Origin of the sequence: Micromonospora sp. RTP1Z1, assembly GCF_033804685.1 — a bacterium.
In the GTDB taxonomy this organism is placed as follows: Bacteria; Actinomycetota; Actinomycetes; order Mycobacteriales; family Micromonosporaceae; genus Micromonospora.
In genome coordinates this window covers 288,318-303,868 of the sequence record NZ_JAPFQV010000001.1, presented here as the reverse complement: position 1 = coordinate 303,868, position 15,551 = coordinate 288,318, and the positions used below count along the sequence as shown (strand labels likewise).

Genomic DNA, 15,551 nt, shown 5'->3' with positions numbered 1-15,551 from the left:
GCCCAGCACCGCCAGGCCGCCGACGATCGAGACCCAGACCAGCGGCCGGCCGAAGCCGTGCTCGCCGCCGTCGATGATGCCGTAGGTGAGCGCGACCAGGCCGACCACCGAGAGCAGGACGCCGAGCAGGTCGACCCGGCCCGGGTTCGGGTCGCGCGACTCGGGCACCAGGACGGCGACCAGCACCACGCCGATCGCGACCACCGGCACGTTGATCAGGAAGACCGAGCCCCACCAGTAGTGCTCCAGCAGGGCGCCGCCGAGGATCGGGCCGATCGCCACGGCGAGGCCGACCGCGCCGGCCCAGACGCCGATCGCCCGGCCGCGCTCGCGCGGGTCGAAGACGTTGGAGATGATCGAGAGGGTGACCGGCATGATGGCCGCGCCGCCGACCCCCATCAGGGCGCGGGCGCCGATCAGCTGCGCCGGGCTCTGCGCGTACGCCGACAGCAGCGATGCGAGGCCGAAGAGGACCAGGCCGATCAGCAGGAAACGCTTACGGCCGGCGCGGTCGCCGAGTACGCCGAAGCTGAAGAGCAGCCCGGCGAAGACCAGCGTGTAGGAGTTGATCGCCCATTCCAGCTCGCCCTGGCTGGCCCCGAGGCCGTGCACCGGGTCGGCGAGGGTGCGCAGCGCGACGTTGAGGATGGTGTTGTCGAGGACGACCACGAGGAGGCTGATCACCAGCACCCCGAGGATCGCCCACCTCCTCGGGTGTCCGGTGTTCTCGTGCGGTTCCATGTCCGGTTCTCCCCCCGGCTTCCCCCGCGTCGAAATACGATACGGGGCAGACTCGTAACGATGCCGAGCGTAGGTGAAGTGGTTTCGATACGGAACCGGATCGTATCGTTTGTGTCCCAGGTCACCTGCCGCAGCTGCCCGGGGCGCCCGGCGCGAACCCGCCCCGTGCCGGGTCCGCTCCGGGCGAGTCAGGCGGGCGGGACGACGGCCAGCGCCAGTCGCAGCTGCACCCCGAGCTGCGCCGCGAGATCGGCATCGGACGGGAGCGACTGGCCGAGTGGGGCGTGCCACTGGTCGCCGGGCTCGGCTCCGCCGATCCGCCGGCCCACTTCCGGATGCTGCTGAGCCTCATCGACGGGCTGTTCAGCAACCAGCTCGCCTACGCGGAGGACGACTTCGACCCGGAAGCGGCGATCGGCGCGCTGCTCCGCGGCCTGTTGCCCCGCTGATCGGCGGCGACCCGCTGTCAACACCAGACGTACCCCCGGGTAGGCGTTCACTACCAGGGGGTACGTCCGGACGGCGTGGTCGGCTGGGCCGTCGGGAGAATCATCCGCGGCGGGCGGCTCCCCAGCGTCTGGCCAGTGCGGCGACCGTGCCCCAGATCCCCCGCCGGAACAGCAGGACGACGAGCACGAAGATGCCGCCGGTGACCAGGCCGATCGCCTCGAACCCGGAGAACGACAGCCAGTCCTCCAGCCGGACCACCACCGCCGCGCCGAGCACCCCGCCCCAGAGCGTGCCGATGCCGCCGAGCACCACCACGATCACCGCCTTGCCGGAGGTGGTCCAGTGCAGCACGTCCAGGGAGACGAAGCGGTGGCTGACGGCGAAGAGGCCACCGCCCAGCCCGGCGATGAAGCCGGAGAGGACGAACGCGGTCAGCTTGTACCGGTGCACCGGGTAGCCCAGCGCCCGGGCGCGGGCCGGGTTGTCGCGGATGCCGACCAGCACCCGGCCGAACGGCGAATGCACGATCCGCCAGGCGGCGGCCAGCCCGAGCAGCACTATCGGCAGCACCGCGTAGTAGAAGTAGTAGTCGTCGGTGAGGTCCATCCCGAAGAACTCCCGGGGCACGCCCTGCAGGCCGTTCTCGCCCCGGGTGACCGAGCGCCACTCGTTGGCCACGTAGTAGACCAGCTGCGCGAAGGCCAGCGTGACCATCGCGAAGTAGATCCCGGTGCGCTTGACCGCCAGGTAGCCGATCGGCACGGCGAGCAGCGCCGCGGCGAGCGCCCCGGCCAGCACGGCCGCCGGGAACGGCAGCCCGGCGTGGATCGCCACCAGGCCGGTGACGTACGCGGAGGTGCCCCAGAACGCGGCGTGCCCGAAGGACATCAGTCCGGTGAAGCCGAGCAGCAGGTCCACCGAGACGGCGAAGAGCGCCCAGCAGAGGATGTCCACCGCCACCGCCGGGTAGAGCCCGTTCGGCAACCAGAGCGCCACCAGCAGGCCGGCGGCCAGCAGCGCGTACCGGACCCAGCCCGGGGCGCGGGCGACGGCGACCAGCCCGGACGGCGGCGAGGGTCGGGCCGCCTCGGCGGGGGTGTCGACGGCGCTGGTCATGCCGGTGCCTCCTCACGGCCGAACAGGCCGGCCGGGCGCCAGAGCAGCACCACGGCCATCACCACGAACACGACGGTCTGGGACACGATCGGGAAGTCCGACAGGTACGCCTCGCCCCAGGCCTGGATCAGGCCGATGCCGAAGCCTGCGGCGACCGAGCCGAAGATCGAGCCGAGGCCGCCGATCACCACCACCGCGAAGACCACGATGATCAGATCGGCGCCCATCAGCGGGTTCACCGCCCGCATCGGCGCCGCGAGCACGCCGGCCAACCCGGCCAGACCGATGCCGAAGCCGAAGACCGGGGTCACCCACCGCCCGACGTCGATGCCGAAGGCGCGGGTCAGCTCGGGTCGCTCGGTGGCCGCCCGGACCACCATGCCGATCCGGGTCCGCCCCAGCACCCACCACACCGCGACGCAGAGCAGCACCGTGAAGCCGAGGATGAAGACCCGGTACGTCGGGAAGTCGAAGAGCCCGAAGTCCACCGAGCCGCTCAGCGCGGCCGGCGTGGCGTACGGGCTGGACTGCACGCCGTACCGGGTCTTCACCAGGTCCTGGAGGATCAGCGTCAGGCCGAAGGTGAGCAGGAAGTTGTAGAGCGGGTCGAGCCGGGTCAGCCGGTGGATCACCGCCCGTTCCAGCGCCATGCCCAGCACGGCGAGCGCCACCGGCATGATCACCAGCGCCGCCCAGAACGGCACGCCCGCCTCGGTGAGCAGCACGTACGCCCCGAAGGCGCCGAGCATGTAGAACGCCCCGTGGGCGAAGTTGACCACCCGCAGCATGCCGAAGATGACCGCGAGCCCGAGGGCGAGCAGGGCGTAGAACGCCCCGCTCACCAACCCGTTGAACGTGTTCTGGAGAAAGCCGGTCATGCCCAGGTCACATCTTGCAGTCCGCCGACGGGGCGCGGAACGCCTCGGCGGCGGGGATGGTCTTGAGCACCTTGACGTAGTCCCACGGCTCGGTCACCTCGGCCTGCGGCTTCACCTGGGCCAGGTACGCGTCGTGGATGACCCGGTGGTCCTCGGCGCGGATCTTGCCGTTGCGCAGGAAGACGTCGTTGATCTCCTTACCCTCCAGCCCCTTGACGACGGTGTCGGCGTCGTCGGTGCCGGCGGCCTGCACCGCCTCCAGGTACTGCATGGCGGCGGAGTAGTTGGCCGCGTGCGCGAAGGACGGTCGGGTGCCGGTCTCCTTCTGGAACCGGTCGGCGAACGCCCGGTTCTGCTGGTCGAAGTTCCAGTACCAGGCGTCGGTGTAGGTGGTGCCGGCCAGCGCCGCCGGGGTCAGCGAGTGGATGTCGGTGATGAACATCAGGCCCACGGCGAGGCCGATGCCCTTGTCCCGGAGCTTGAACTCGTTGTACTGCTTCACCACGTTGACCAGCTCGGCACCGGCCTGCATGGTGCCCAGCACCTGCGGCTTCGGGTTCATGCTGGACGCCTTGACCAGGAACGACGAGTAGTCGCCGGTGGTGTTCGGGAACGGCGCGCCGTCCTTGCCGATCACCTTCCCACCGGCCTTCTCGATCGCGGCGGAGAAGTTCTTCTCCATGTCCTGGCCGAAGGCGTAGTTCGGGTAGAGGATGTACCAGTTCTTGCCCACCTGCTCGGTGGTGGTCTTCCCGGTGCCGTTCGCCAGCATGTACGTGTCGTACGCGTAGTGGAACGTGTACTTGTTGCAGCTCTTGCCGGTCAGGTCGGTGGTCGCCGCGCCGATGTTGAAGTAGAGCTTCTTCTTCTCCTTTGCCACGTCGGCGACCTTCAGGGCGGCCGAGGAGGTCGGCACGTCGAGGATGATGTCGACGCCCTTGCGGTCGTACATCTCGGCGGCCTTGCTGTTGGCCACGTCCGGCTTGTTCTGGTGGTCGGCGGTCTCCACGGTGATGTCCTTGGTGATCGCCTTGTCGCCGTACTTGGCCTTGAAGTCGGCGATGGCCAGCTCCACGGCCTTCACCGAGTTCTTGCCGGACAGCTCCGAGTACGCCCCGGACTGGTCGTTGAGCACCCCCAGCACGATCTTGTCGCCGGTCAGCTTCTGGTCGCCGCCGGAGGCCGGCCCACCGCCGCCGCAGCCCGCGACCAGCACCACCGCCGCCGAGGCGGCGGCCACACCCACGCTCCTACGCATGTCCATCCCTTTCGTACCGCGCGGTTCGCGCGGGTCAGCCGTCGAAAATTTCATATCCCGAGGTACGCCAGCAGCTCGCGCTCCCGCGAGCGCACCTCGGAGTTGTCCATCGCCTCCGCGATGCGTCCCTCGGCCAGCAGGTAGTGCCGGTCGGCGACGCCGGTGGCGAAGTGCAGGTTCTGTTCGACCAGCAGCACGGTCACCCCGTGCTGCTTGGCCTCCCGCAGCAGGTCGCCGACCTGCTGCACGAGCAGTGGGGAGAGCCCCTCGGTGGGCTCGTCGCAGAGCAGCAGCCGGGCGCCCATCCGCAGCACCCGGGCCAGGGCGAGCATCTGCTGCTCGCCGCCGGAGAGCATGGTGGCCGCCGAGTCGCGCCGGCTGTACAGGGCGGGGAACGCCTCGTAGACCCGTTCGAGGGACCACGGATCGGGGCCGACCCGGGGCGGCAGCGTCAGGTTCTCGGTGACGGTGAGGGTGGCGTACGCGCCGCGGTCGTCGGGGACCCAGCCGAGCCCCAACCGCGCCCGCTTGTACGCCGGCAGCTTCGTGACGTCCCGACCGTCCAGGGCGACCGTGCCGCGCTGGCCGGGGTGCAGCCCCATCACGCAGCGCAGCAGGGTTGACTTGCCGGCCCCGTTGCGGCCGACCAGGGTGACCACCTCGCCGGCGGCGACCTCCAGGCTCACCTCCCGCAGCACCTGCGCCTCGCCGTAGAAGGCGGAGAGGTTCTCAATGCGCAGCATCAGCGGCTCCCAGGTAGGCGGTGATGACCCGCTCGTCGGCGCGGACCTGCTCGTACGGCCCCTCGACCAGGACCTTGCCGGCCTGCAGGACGGTGACGGTGTCGGCGAGCCGGCCGACCACGCTCATGTTGTGCTCGACCATCACCACGGTCCGGCCCTTGCGGACCTTGGCGATGAGGTCGACGGTGCGGTCGACGTCCTCCAGCCCCATCCCGGCGGTGGGCTCGTCGAGCAGCAGCACCTTCGGGTCCAGGGCGAGGGCGATGGCCAGCTCCAGGGCCCGCTTGCGCCCGTACGCCAGCGCCTCGGCGGGGACCTCGGCCAGTTCGGCGAGCCCGACCATGGCCAGCAGCTCGTCGGCGCGGTCCCGGTAGCGGTCCATCAGCTTGGCCGAGCGCCAGAACCGCCAGCCCAGCCCGCTCGGTGACTGCAACGCCAGCTCGACGTGCTCGCGGGCGCCCAGCTGCGGGAAGAGGCTGGTGATCTGGAACGAGCGGGCCACGCCGAGCCGGGCGACCCGCTCCGGGGGCAGGCCGGTGACGTCCTGGCCGGCCAGCTCGATCCGCCCGGCGGTCGGCGACAGGAACCCGGTGAGCAGGTTGAACAACGTGGTCTTGCCGGCGCCGTTGGGGCCCACCAGGGCGTGCACGGTCTCCGGGGCCACGTCGAGGTCGACGCCGTCGACCGCCCGGAAGCCCCGGAAGTCGCGGGTCAGCCCACGGGCCGACAGGAGCGCTTGCCCGGCCATCGCCACATCCTCCGCAGGTGTCCGGCGACGACCGGGTCGGTGACTGCGGTCACAGGGCCGTCGCGTGGAGGAAACCTACGGCGCACCGCCGGAGTCGAGCCATGGGGCCCCCCCACACTTTCCGAGCGGTGAACGCGGGTGCGGCGGACATGCCCACCGCCCGGCGGCCGACATCACGGGATCGACGGCGATGGGCGGGCGGGACGAGTGACCGCTCCCATGTGGCCCGACCACCTGACCCGGACTGGAACCGGGGTCGGCCGACCTCATCGGCCGACCCCTGGTAGATCACCGGGTCACGGCGTACTCCGGCAGGGCCAGGCCGTCGGCCTGGGAGAAGAACAGCCGCGTGGTCAGGCGCCGCAGCGGGCGGGAGGTCATCGCCCGCATCGACGCGTCGCGCAGCCGGATCGCGGCGCGGCTGGCCGGCAGGAAGCCGGAGATGCCGCCACCGGGCAGCTCCTGGCCGCGCCGGACGTGCGCCCGCAGCACCTCCTCGTACCGGCGGTACGCGACCGTGTGATCGCCCCGGGCGGCGGCCAGCTCACCGGCCAGCACGTACGCCCCGACCAGGGAGAGGCTGGTGCCCTGCCCGGTCAGCGGGGACGGGCACCACGCCGCGTCGCCGAGCAGCGCCACCCGGCCCCGGCTCCACCCGTCCGTCCGCACCTGCCCGTACAGGTCGAAGTAGAAGTCCGGGGCGTCCGCCATGACGGCGAGCAGCTCCCGGGTACGCCAGCCGACGTCGGCGAAGCGCTCGGCGAGGAGACGCTGCTGGGCGGCGACGTCCCGCCGGTCCAGCTCCAGCGGCGGGGAGACGAAGCTGAACAGGGCGCTGGTCCGGCCGTGCCGGGTCGGGCGGGTTCCCACCACCCGGCCGCCGGGGGCGTTGTGCATGAGGAACCAGCCGTCGGAGTCCGGGTAAGGCGTGCCAAAGTACGCCAGGTACGCCCCGAGCGGCCGGACGTACGCCGACTCCGGCCCGAACGCCAGCGCCCGGGTCCGGGAGTGCATCCCGTCGGCGCCCACCACCAGGTCGACGGTGCGCGAGGCGGAGCGCTCGAAGGTCACCCGCACCCCGTCTCCGGTCTCGGTCAGCGTCTCGATCGAGTCGTCGAAGAGGTACTCCACCCCGTCGCGGTTCTCCTCGTACAGCAGCCGGGCCAGGTCGCCGCGCTCGATCTCGATCTCCGCGACGATGCCCTCGCCGGCGAAGGCGTGCACCGGCATCCGGCAGGTCACCTCGCCGCGGGCGTTCACGTAGGCCATCCCGTGCTCCGCGACGCACTCGGCGCGGACCCGCGCGGTCAGCCCCATCCGGTCGACCACCGCGCGGGCGGTCCCCCGGACGTCGACCGCCTGCCCGCCGGGGCGCGGACCGGAGGCCCGCTCCACCACCGTCGGGTGGAAGCCGTACCGGCGCAGCCAGAAGGCGAGGGCGGGGCCGGCGATGCCGGCCCCGGAGATGAGCACGGTCCTGTCGTTCACCGCGACGCTCCCAACGGTCGTGCGTACACCGTCTACCCGGCGCGCGCCGGGGGCGGACGGAGGGGTTCCCCCGTGCGGTGGACTGTAGGTTCCACCGTGCCGTACGCGCTGGGGCCGACCTAGTACGCTGCCCGGACCAGCACCACTGCTGACCGCCCGTACTAGTACGCTCCGGGGCGGAGGTGCCCCGATGTCCCACACGCTGCCCGGGTCGGAGCCGCCGTACCGGCGGATCGCCGCGGAGATCCGCCGCCGCATCGACCTGGGCGAGCTGCGCCCCGGCGACCGGGTGCCCTCGGCCCGGCAGATCACCCGCGAGCACGGGGTCGCCATCGCCACCGCTACCCGCGTCCTCGCCCTGCTCCGCACCGAGGGGCTGGTGCTGACCCGCCCGGGCGCCGGCACCGTTGTCGCCCCCGATCCCGCGGCACCGCCCCGGACGCGGCGCAGCGGCGAGCGGGCGGAGCCGGAGCTGAGCCGGGAGCGGGTGGTCCGTACCGCGATCGCCCTCGCCGACGCCGGCGGCCTGGCGGCGGTATCGATGCGGCAGATCGCCGCCGAGCTGGACGTCGCCACCATGTCCCTCTACCGGCACGTGCGCGGCCGGGACGAGCTGATCCTGACGATGGCCGACACGGCGCTGGCCGACGCGCCGCTGCCGGCCATGCCGCCGCCCGGGTGGCGGACCCGCCTCGAGCTGCTCGCCCAGGCCCAGTGGGCGACCTACCGGCGACACCGCTGGCTGCCGCACGTCATCTCGATCGCCCGCCCGCAGCTGTTGCCGCAGGGCATGGCGCACACCGAGTGGGCATTGCGGGCCACCGCCGGTCTCGGCCTCGACCGGCACCTGCGCTGGCACGTCGCGATCACCCTGATCGCGTACGTACGGGGCATCGCGACGAACCTGGAGATGCGGGCGCAGGCGGAGCAGGACACCGGGCTGACCGACGAGCAGTGGGTGGACCGCCAGGTGCCCACGTTTCAGCAGATGATCGTCAGCGGCGGCTACGCCACCATGGCCGCGCTGACCGCCGAGGGCGACATCGAGCTCGACCTGGAGACCGTCTTCGAGTTCGGCCTGCGCCGGCTCCTCGACGGCTGCGCCGCGCTGATCGAGCGTCGGCCACCCGGTGCGGAGCCGGCGGTCATCCGGGAAAGGTGACCACCCAGCGGGCCCCCTCGCCCCGGGCCAGCCGGTCGAACGCGGCCGGCGCCTCGTCCAGCGGGATCCGGCCGCTGATCAGTGGGCGCAGGTCGAGCGTGCCGTCGCCCACCGCGCGGGCCAGCTCGGGCACCTCCCGGTCCGGGTCGGAGGAGCCGTAGACCGAGGAGCGCAGCGTCCGGGCGGAGTGGAAGATGTCCAGCGCGGCGAGGCTGACCAGGTCGTCCTTCGCGCCCATGCCGACCACGGTGACCGCGCCCCCGCGCCGGGTGAGCCGCCAGGCCGTGCGGATGGTGGCCGACCGGCCGACGCACTCGAAGGCGTGGTCGACGCCACGGCCCTCGGTGCGCGCCCGGACCTCCTTCGACAGCCGGTCGTCGGGGAGGAGGAAGTCGGTGGCGCCGGCCGCGAGGGCGAGCTCCCGCTTGGCCTCGGCGACGTCGACCGCGATGACCGGCCCGGCGCCGGCGGCCCGGGCGGCGGTGAGCACGGAGAGACCGACCCCGCCGAGGCCGATCACCACGACCGACTCACCCGCACCGACCCGGGCGGTGTTACGGACCGCACCGGTGCCGGTGAGCACCGCGCAGCCGAGCAGCGCGGCCTGCTCCGGCGGGAGGTCGCCGGGGACGCCGACGGCGGCGTGCTCGGGCACCACCACCTCCTCGGCGAGGGCGCCGAGCCCGAGGGTGACGTACAGCGGGTCGCCCTCGGCGGTCTCGCCCCGGGCCACCGCGGGCGCGGTGTTGGCGGCGCAGAGCCAGGGCTCGCCCCGCCGGCAGAACCAGCAGGTCCGGCAGGCGGGCGCCCAGTTGAGCACCACCTGGGCGCCGACCGGCAGCCGGGTCCCGGGGCCCGCCTCGGCGACCACGCCCGCCGCCTCGTGCCCGAGCACCAGCGGGTACGCGGGCGCGAGCGTGCCGTTGACCATGGACAGGTCGGAGTGGCAGATGCCGGCGGCCCGGATCCGGACGCGCAGCTCGCCGGGGCCGGGCGTGGGGAGGCGTACCTCCTCGACGCGCAGCGGTGCGCCGGGGCCGCGGGCCACCAGGGCCCTCATCGCTGGATCGCCTTGATTTCGCGGAACTCGTCGACGCCGTACGCGCCCAACTCCCGACCGAGGCCGGACTGTTTGTAGCCGCCGAAGGGCGCGAGCGGGTTGAACCCGCCGCCGTTGACGTCGACCTGGCCGGTGCGCAGCCGCCGGGCGACCGCGAGGGCCGCCTCCTCGTCGGCGGACCAGACCGCACCGGCCAGCCCGTACCGGGAGTTGTTGGCGATGGCCACCGCCTCGTCGGTGTCGGCGAACGGGATGACGGCGAGGACCGGACCGAAGACCTCCTCCTGGGCGAGCGCGCTGTCCGGGTGCACGTCGGCGAGGACGGTCGGCGCGACGAAGTGTCCGCGCGGGGGCAGGGGCACGTCCGGGCCGCCGGCGACGAGCCGCGCGCCGTCGGCGAGCGCCCGGCCGACGTGACCGCGGACCCGCTCGGCCTGGGCGGCGGAGACCAGCGGGCCCAACCGGGTCGCCTGGTCGAACGGGTCCCCCAGCCGGTACCCCCCGGCGGCCGTCGCGAGCAGGTCGAGCGCCTCGTCGTAGCGGTCCCGGTGGACCAGCATCCGGGTCCAGGCGGTGCAGGTCTGGCCGGAGTTGAGGAAGGCGTTGCCGACCCCGACCTTCACGGCGGTGGCCAGGTCGGCGTCGGCGAGGATCAGGTTGGCCGACTTGCCGCCGAGTTCCAGGGCGACCCGGGCGATCCGGTCGGCGGCGAGGTGGGCGATCCGGCGGCCGGTGGCGGTGGAGCCGGTGAACGAGACCAGGTCCACGTCCGGGTCGGCGGCGAGGGCCTCGCCCACCACCGGGCCGGTGCCCGGGACGAGGTTGACCACCCCGGGCGGCAGTCCGGCCTCGGTGACCGCATCGAAGAGCAGGTACGCCGTCAGCGGAGTCAGCTCGCTGGGCTTGAGCACCACCGTGCAGCCGGCCGCCAGGGCGGGGGCGACCTTCGCGACGACCTGGTGCAGTGGGTAGTTCCACGGGGTGATCGCGCCGACCACGCCGACCGGTTCGCGGACGATCAGGGAGTTGCCGACGGTCTCCTCGGCGGCCGGGCGGGCGGCGAGCTCGACCATGCTGCGCAGGACGGTGAGCGGCAGACCGGTCTGCACCCGGGCGGCGAGCTTGAGCGGGGTGCCCAGCTCCCAGGCGACGGTCCGGGCGATCTCGTCGGCGCGGGCGGCCAGCGCGGTGTGCAGCCGGTCGAGGTGGGCGGCCCGCTCGGCGGGGGCGGTGGCGACCCAGCCGGGGAAGGCGGCCCGGGCGGCGGCCACGGCCCGGGCGACGTCGGCCGGGGTGCCGGCGGGGATCTGACCGACGATGTCGCCCGTGGCCGGGTTCTCGACGGGGATGGCGTCGCCCTCGGTGGGGTCGACCCACGCGCCGGCGACGTGCAGGTGGCGACGGACCAGGAGGGCGGGCGGCGCGGCGGCGAGATCCATGTCGTCCTTCGTCGGGGCTGGAAACTAGCGCTGGGAGTTTGGACGCTACTCCGCACGGCCGGTCGGCTCCAGCGGGGCGAGCGGGCCGACGGTCCGCTCGTACTCGGCGGCGAGACCGTGCAGCAACGCGTCCAGGCCGAGGGCGAAAGCGCCCTCGTCGACGCTGCGCTGGTGCCCGGCGAGCCGGTGCGCCTGCGTCAGGTGGGGGTAGTGCGCGGCGTACAGCTCCGGGTCCTCGACGAAGCCCCGGGCGAACGAGCCGAGCGCCGAACCGGCGACGAAGTAGCGCAGCGCCGCGCCGATGTGGGTGGCGCGGGCGGGCGGCCAGCCGGCCCGGACCAGGCCGCCGTAGACCGCGTCGGCCATGGCGAGCGCGGCCGGTCGCCGGCCGGGCCCCTGGGCCAGGTACGGCACGACGTTCGGGTGCGCGGCGAGCGCCTCCCGGTACGACCAGGCCCACCGGCGCAGCGCCTCCCGCCAGTCGTGGCGGGCGATGCAGCCGGTGTCGACGGTGGCGGTGACGCTGTCCGCCACCGCGTCGAGGATGGCGCCCTTGGTCGCGAAGTGGTTGTAGAGCGACGGCCCCTGGACGCCGAGCGCGGCGGCCAGCCGCCGGGTGGACAGCGAGGCGAGTCCGTCGGCGTCGATCAGCGCCAGCGCCGTGGCCACGATCCGGTCCCGGGTGAGCAGAGCCTGTCGGGGTCGCGGCACCGGTGTCTCTCCCTCGTGGGCGTCGCCGGTTCGCCGGCGGTGCCCCTGCACGCTATCCGCGCCGGGCCGGGTGGGCCGTCCCCCGGGCGGTGAGCGGAGGGGGCTGGACGGATGAAAACTTACACCGCTAGTTTGAGGGCGACCCACCGCCGCGCCGACCAGGGGGACCATCGTGGACTTCTCACTCACCGACGAGGAACGGGCGGTCCGGGACACCGTCCGGTCGTTCATCAGCCGGGAGGTGATGCCGCTGGAGCAGGAGGTGCTCCGCCGCGAACGCGCCCACCGGCCCGGCCTCGACCACTCGGAGCTGCGGGAACTCCAACTCAAGGCGAAGAAGTTCGGCTTCTGGGGGCTGGCCACCCCGGAGGAGTACGGCGGGATGGACCTGCCCGCGGTCATGCAGTCGCTGATCTGGACCGAGCTGGGCCGCACCTTCGTGCCGTTCCGCTTCGGCGGCGAGGCGGACAACATCCTCTTCCACGCCACCGAGGAGCAGAAGCGCGAGTTCCTGATCCCGACCATCGAGGGGGAACGGATCTCCTGCTTCGCGATCACCGAACCGGGGGCCGGCTCGGACGCGGCGAACATCCGGCTCTCCGCCCGCCGCGACGGCGACGACTGGGTCCTCGACGGCGAGAAGACCTTCATCACCGGAGGCAACGACGCGGACTTCGCGATCGTGGTGGCGGTGACCGACCGGGAAAAGGGCGCCCGCAACGGCGGCGCGACCGCGTTCCTGGTGGACCGCGCGATGGGCTGGCGCTCGGAGTTCATCCAGACCATGGGCGAGGGTGGCCCGGCGTCGCTGATCTTCGACGGCGTCCGGGTGCCGCACCGCAACATCCTCGGCGAGGTCGGTCAGGGCTTCACGCTGGGCATGCAGTGGATCGGCAAGGGCCGGTACACCATCCCCTCGCACGCGATCGGCATCGCCGAGCGGGTGCTGCAGATGGCCATCGACCAGGCCAACACCCGGGAGACCTTCGGCGCGAAGATCGGCACCAACCAGGCCATCCAGTGGATGATCGCCGACTCGGAGACCGAGCTGGAGGCGGCCCGCTGGCTGGTGCTGCGCTCCGCCTGGACGGTCGACCAGGGCATGGACCCGCGGCACGCCTCCTCGATGGGCAAGCTCTACGGCGCCGGCATGGTCAACCGGGTGGTGGACCGGGTGCTGCAGATCCACGGCGGGATGGGCTACACCCGGGAGCTGCCGATCGAGCGCTGGTACCGGCAGGTGCGGCTCTACCGGATCTTCGAGGGCACCGACGAGATGCAGCGGCTGATCATCTCCCGCGACCTGCTGCGCGGGTACACGAAGATCGGCGGCCACCTGGCCTGAGCGGGTGCTCCCGCCCGGTCCCGGGGCGGGAGCACCCCTCAGCTCGTCAGCGCGTCGAGCGCCAGGTCGACGTCCTCCTCAGTGGAGTAGAGGTGGAACGCGGCCCGGACCCGGCCGGCGCGGACCGCCGCGCGTACCCCGGCCCGGGCCAGCTTCTCCTCCGCGCCGGGCACCTCCAGGGTCACGATCGCGCTGTGCCCCGGCGGCCGGCCGAGCCCGGAAAGGAACCGGTTGGCCAGGGCGACGTCGTGGTCGCGGACCGCCGGCAGCCCGATCTCGGCGAGCAGCTCCAGCGCGGGCGCCGCACCCACGTAGGAGAACCAGGCCGGGGAGATGTCGAAACGCCGGGCGTCGCCGGCCAGCCGCAACGGCGGACCGTAGTAAGAGGCGTGGACGTCGGCGCCCGCGTACCACCCCGCGGCGTCGGGACGCAGCCGGTCGCGCAGCGCCGGGGCCAGGTAGGCGAAGGCGGCGCCGCGCGGCGCCATCAGCCACTTGTACGCCGCGACCGCCACCACGTCGGCCCGGCCCGCGTCGAAGGGCAGCCAGCCGCAGGCCTGGGTGGCGTCCACCGCGACGAGGGCGCCGTGCGCCCGGGCCGCGGCGACGATCTCGTCGTACGGGGCGACCGCGCCGTCGGCCGACTGCACCAGGCTGAACGCGACCAGGTCGGTGTCGGCGTCGAGTGCGTCGACGAGGTCGGCCAGCGGGACCGTGCGTACCGTGACGCCCCGCCGCTCCTGGACCAGCCAGGGGAAGAGGTTCGAGGTGAACTCGACCTCCGGTACCACCACCGTGGCCCCCGGCGGCAGGGCGGCCGCCACCGGGGCGAGCAGCTGCGAGGCGGTGCTGCCGATCGTCACGTCCGCCGCCGGCACCCCGACCAGGGCGGCGAAGGCGGCCCTGGACCGCTCGACCGACCCACCCCACCCCTCCCAGGAGGTCCGCCCCACCCGCCAGGCGGCCAGCGCCTCCTGCAGCGCCGTCCAGGCCGGTTCCGGCGGCAACCCGTAACTGGCGGTGTTCAGCCAGCCGGGCTCCGGCTGCCACAGCTTCTGTGCCTCGTCCAGGTCCATGGCGCCGACGCTAGCCAGGCCGGTCGCCGGCCGGAACGGCCAATCGACGCCCGGCGGCCCGCGCCCACGCCGCGGCGGCCGCCGCGGACGGATCGGTCGGGACTGTGCCCTACCGGATGTTCCCGGTGTGCCCGAGAGAATAACGGCCGGGCTGCGGCCAGACGGTCAGACCGTGGGGACCCCGACCGACGGGTATGCGGGCGAGCAGCTTGCCGGTATCCGTGCTCAACACGTACACCTCGTCGTGGTAGCGCCCGGAGAGCCAGAGCTGCTTGCCGTCGGCGGTGAGGGCGCCCATGTCGGGGCTGCCGCCAGGGATGCGCCAGGTCGTGGTGGGTTTCAGGCGGGCCAGGTCGAGCACGGTCACACTGCCCTCGTCGCGGTTGGTGACGTAGGCCAGTCTGGCGTCGCGGCTGAAGTAGATGCCGTGTGCGCCCCGGCCGGTGCGGATGAAGCCGGTCTGCCGGGTGGCCTGGCCGTCGAAGACGTACACCCCGTGGGCGCGCATGTCCGCGACCAGGAAATGCTGCCCGTCCGGGGTGAGCCGGGTGTCCTGAGGCATCCCGTCGGACGCCTCGGTGAGCCGGAAGTCGCGCAGCTTGCGCAGGCTGGCAGTGTCCAGGACCAGCATCCGGTTGGCGAACTCGCAACTGAACAACATCGTTCTGCCGTCGGCGGAGTAGTCCATGTGGTTGATGCCGCCGCACTCGGGGAACCGGACCGACCGCACCCGCTGCCAGGTGCTCACGTCGTAGAAGTCCAGCCGCTGGTACGCCTCGGCGACCACGATCGCCTGCTTGCCGTCCGGAGTGAAGTAGAGGTTGTACACGTCCTCGAGATTCCGGAACTGGCCCGGCTTGCCGGTCCGGGCGTCGACCGGGACCAGTCCGCCGCTGGGGGTCTGGCTGGACGCCACGTAGAGCGTGCGCAGATCGTAGGAGGGCACCACATGTTGCGGCTCCGGCCCCCCGGCGAACTTCCCCACCACCTTGTAGGTCGCCGGGTCGATCATCCAGACGTCGTTGCTCTTGGTGTTCGGCACGTAGACCATCGGCCGGTCGCCGCGTACCTGCCCGGCGAGTTGGTCGGGGCCGGCCGCCGCGTAGACGTTCCCGGCGGTCGGGTACGGCGGCATGCCCGCCGCCAGCGGCCCGAAAGCCGGACCCGACGGGGCGGCCGTGGACGGGCCGGTCAGGGTCTCCTTGGTGGGCTCCCGGCTGGTGCAGGCCACGAACCCGGCGGACAGGAACAGGATCGGAACGGCGGCCAGCAGTCGTCTGCGGGACATCCGATCACGGTAACGGTTAAAAAACCTACAGGCGGTGAATGAACGTAA

Annotated in this window: 15 protein-coding genes; 3 read left to right on the top strand and 12 right to left on the bottom strand. The window is 72.8% G+C overall.

From position 1 onward, the window contains the following. Positions 1-741 (bottom strand): MFS transporter (locus SLP03_RS01425; RefSeq protein WP_319458622.1); only part of this gene is annotated, 741 nt, incomplete at its 3' end. A gap of 104 nt (positions 742-845) precedes the next feature. On the opposite strand from SLP03_RS01425, the gene SLP03_RS01420 reads away from it, so the two are divergent. Further along, positions 846-1,190, top strand: coding sequence for a hypothetical protein (locus SLP03_RS01420; RefSeq protein WP_319458638.1), 345 nt, complete (start codon positions 846-848; stop codon positions 1,188-1,190). A gap of 100 nt (positions 1,191-1,290) precedes the next feature. Here the strand turns inward: SLP03_RS01420 and SLP03_RS01415 are convergent, their stop codons facing one another. From SLP03_RS01415 to SLP03_RS01390, 6 genes are all read right to left on the bottom strand, one after another. Then, positions 1,291-2,307, bottom strand: coding sequence for a branched-chain amino acid ABC transporter permease (locus SLP03_RS01415; protein WP_319458621.1), 1,017 nt, complete (start codon positions 2,305-2,307; stop codon positions 1,291-1,293). Next, positions 2,304-3,185, bottom strand: a complete 882-nt coding sequence (locus SLP03_RS01410) for a branched-chain amino acid ABC transporter permease (protein WP_319458620.1) — start codon at positions 3,183-3,185, stop codon at positions 2,304-2,306. The genes SLP03_RS01415 and SLP03_RS01410 overlap by 4 nt, the downstream gene beginning before the upstream one ends. Positions 3,186-3,192: 7 nt before the next feature. Continuing rightward, entirely contained in the window at positions 3,193-4,449 is a 1,257-nt protein-coding gene (locus SLP03_RS01405; protein WP_319458619.1) for an ABC transporter substrate-binding protein, read from the bottom strand. A gap of 44 nt (positions 4,450-4,493) precedes the next feature. Then, positions 4,494-5,186 (bottom strand): ABC transporter ATP-binding protein, encoded by a 693-nt coding sequence (locus SLP03_RS01400; RefSeq protein WP_319458618.1) that lies wholly within the window; start codon positions 5,184-5,186, stop codon positions 4,494-4,496. Beyond that, the gene (locus SLP03_RS01395) at positions 5,173-5,934 is read right to left on the bottom strand and encodes an ABC transporter ATP-binding protein (protein WP_319458617.1); all 762 of its coding nucleotides are present in this window, start codon (positions 5,932-5,934) and stop codon (positions 5,173-5,175) included. The genes SLP03_RS01400 and SLP03_RS01395 overlap by 14 nt, the downstream gene beginning before the upstream one ends. Before the next feature lie 288 nt (positions 5,935-6,222). Next, positions 6,223-7,422 carry an FAD-dependent monooxygenase gene (locus SLP03_RS01390; protein ID WP_319458616.1) on the bottom strand — a complete coding sequence of 400 codons (1,200 nt, stop codon included), beginning with the start codon at positions 7,420-7,422 and terminating at the stop codon, positions 6,223-6,225. A gap of 190 nt (positions 7,423-7,612) precedes the next feature. Here SLP03_RS01390 and SLP03_RS01385 point away from each other — a divergent pair, with 190 nt between their 5' ends. Next, entirely contained in the window at positions 7,613-8,584 is a 972-nt protein-coding gene (locus SLP03_RS01385) for a TetR/AcrR family transcriptional regulator C-terminal domain-containing protein (protein ID WP_319458615.1), read from the top strand. On the opposite strand, the gene SLP03_RS01380 is transcribed toward SLP03_RS01385, so the two are convergent. Genes SLP03_RS01380 through SLP03_RS01370 form a run of 3 tightly spaced genes read right to left on the bottom strand, consistent with a single transcriptional unit; the run spans position 8,568 to position 11,794 of the window. Then, complete coding sequence (locus SLP03_RS01380; protein WP_319458614.1) at positions 8,568-9,644, bottom strand: zinc-binding dehydrogenase; 1,077 nt, start codon at positions 9,642-9,644, stop codon at positions 8,568-8,570. The two genes, SLP03_RS01385 and SLP03_RS01380, sit on opposite strands and share 17 nt — an antisense overlap. Continuing rightward, positions 9,641-11,083, bottom strand: coding sequence for an aldehyde dehydrogenase family protein (locus tag SLP03_RS01375; RefSeq protein WP_319458613.1), 1,443 nt, complete (start codon positions 11,081-11,083; stop codon positions 9,641-9,643). The genes SLP03_RS01380 and SLP03_RS01375 overlap by 4 nt, the downstream gene beginning before the upstream one ends. Before the next feature lie 45 nt (positions 11,084-11,128). Beyond that, positions 11,129-11,794, bottom strand: coding sequence for a TetR/AcrR family transcriptional regulator C-terminal domain-containing protein (locus tag SLP03_RS01370; protein ID WP_319458612.1), 666 nt, complete (start codon positions 11,792-11,794; stop codon positions 11,129-11,131). 172 nt (positions 11,795-11,966) lie between these two features. Here SLP03_RS01370 and SLP03_RS01365 point away from each other — a divergent pair, with 172 nt between their 5' ends. Next, positions 11,967-13,139: an acyl-CoA dehydrogenase family protein gene (locus SLP03_RS01365; protein WP_319458611.1), complete on the top strand. Its 1,173-nt coding sequence runs from the start codon at positions 11,967-11,969 to the stop codon at positions 13,137-13,139. 38 nt (positions 13,140-13,177) lie between these two features. On the opposite strand, the gene SLP03_RS01360 is transcribed toward SLP03_RS01365, so the two are convergent. Together SLP03_RS01360 and SLP03_RS01355 are read right to left on the bottom strand one after the other, a co-directional pair. Beyond that, a complete protein-coding gene (locus tag SLP03_RS01360) occupies positions 13,178-14,215 on the bottom strand; it encodes an aminotransferase class V-fold PLP-dependent enzyme (protein WP_319458610.1) in 1,038 nt (345 codons plus the stop codon). 109 nt (positions 14,216-14,324) lie between these two features. Next, a complete protein-coding gene (locus tag SLP03_RS01355) occupies positions 14,325-15,503 on the bottom strand; it encodes a YncE family protein (protein ID WP_319458609.1) in 1,179 nt (392 codons plus the stop codon). Positions 15,504-15,551 lie beyond the last annotated feature (48 nt).

Coding starts and splice junctions, on each gene's coding strand:
- SLP03_RS01385 (WP_319458615.1), top strand. CDS start 7,613: ATGTCCCACACGCTGCCCGGGTCGGAGCCGCCGTACCGGCGGATCGCC.
- SLP03_RS01395 (WP_319458617.1), bottom strand. CDS start 5,934: ATGGCCGGGCAAGCGCTCCTGTCGGCCCGTGGGCTGACCCGCGACTTC.
- SLP03_RS01360 (WP_319458610.1), bottom strand. CDS start 14,215: ATGGACCTGGACGAGGCACAGAAGCTGTGGCAGCCGGAGCCCGGCTGG.
- SLP03_RS01375 (WP_319458613.1), bottom strand. CDS start 11,083: ATGGATCTCGCCGCCGCGCCGCCCGCCCTCCTGGTCCGTCGCCACCTG.
- SLP03_RS01405 (WP_319458619.1), bottom strand. CDS start 4,449: ATGGACATGCGTAGGAGCGTGGGTGTGGCCGCCGCCTCGGCGGCGGTG.
- SLP03_RS01380 (WP_319458614.1), bottom strand. CDS start 9,644: ATGAGGGCCCTGGTGGCCCGCGGCCCCGGCGCACCGCTGCGCGTCGAG.
- SLP03_RS01410 (WP_319458620.1), bottom strand. CDS start 3,185: ATGACCGGCTTTCTCCAGAACACGTTCAACGGGTTGGTGAGCGGGGCG.
- SLP03_RS01400 (WP_319458618.1), bottom strand. CDS start 5,186: ATGCTGCGCATTGAGAACCTCTCCGCCTTCTACGGCGAGGCGCAGGTG.
- SLP03_RS01355 (WP_319458609.1), bottom strand. CDS start 15,503: ATGTCCCGCAGACGACTGCTGGCCGCCGTTCCGATCCTGTTCCTGTCC.
- SLP03_RS01415 (WP_319458621.1), bottom strand. CDS start 2,307: ATGACCAGCGCCGTCGACACCCCCGCCGAGGCGGCCCGACCCTCGCCG.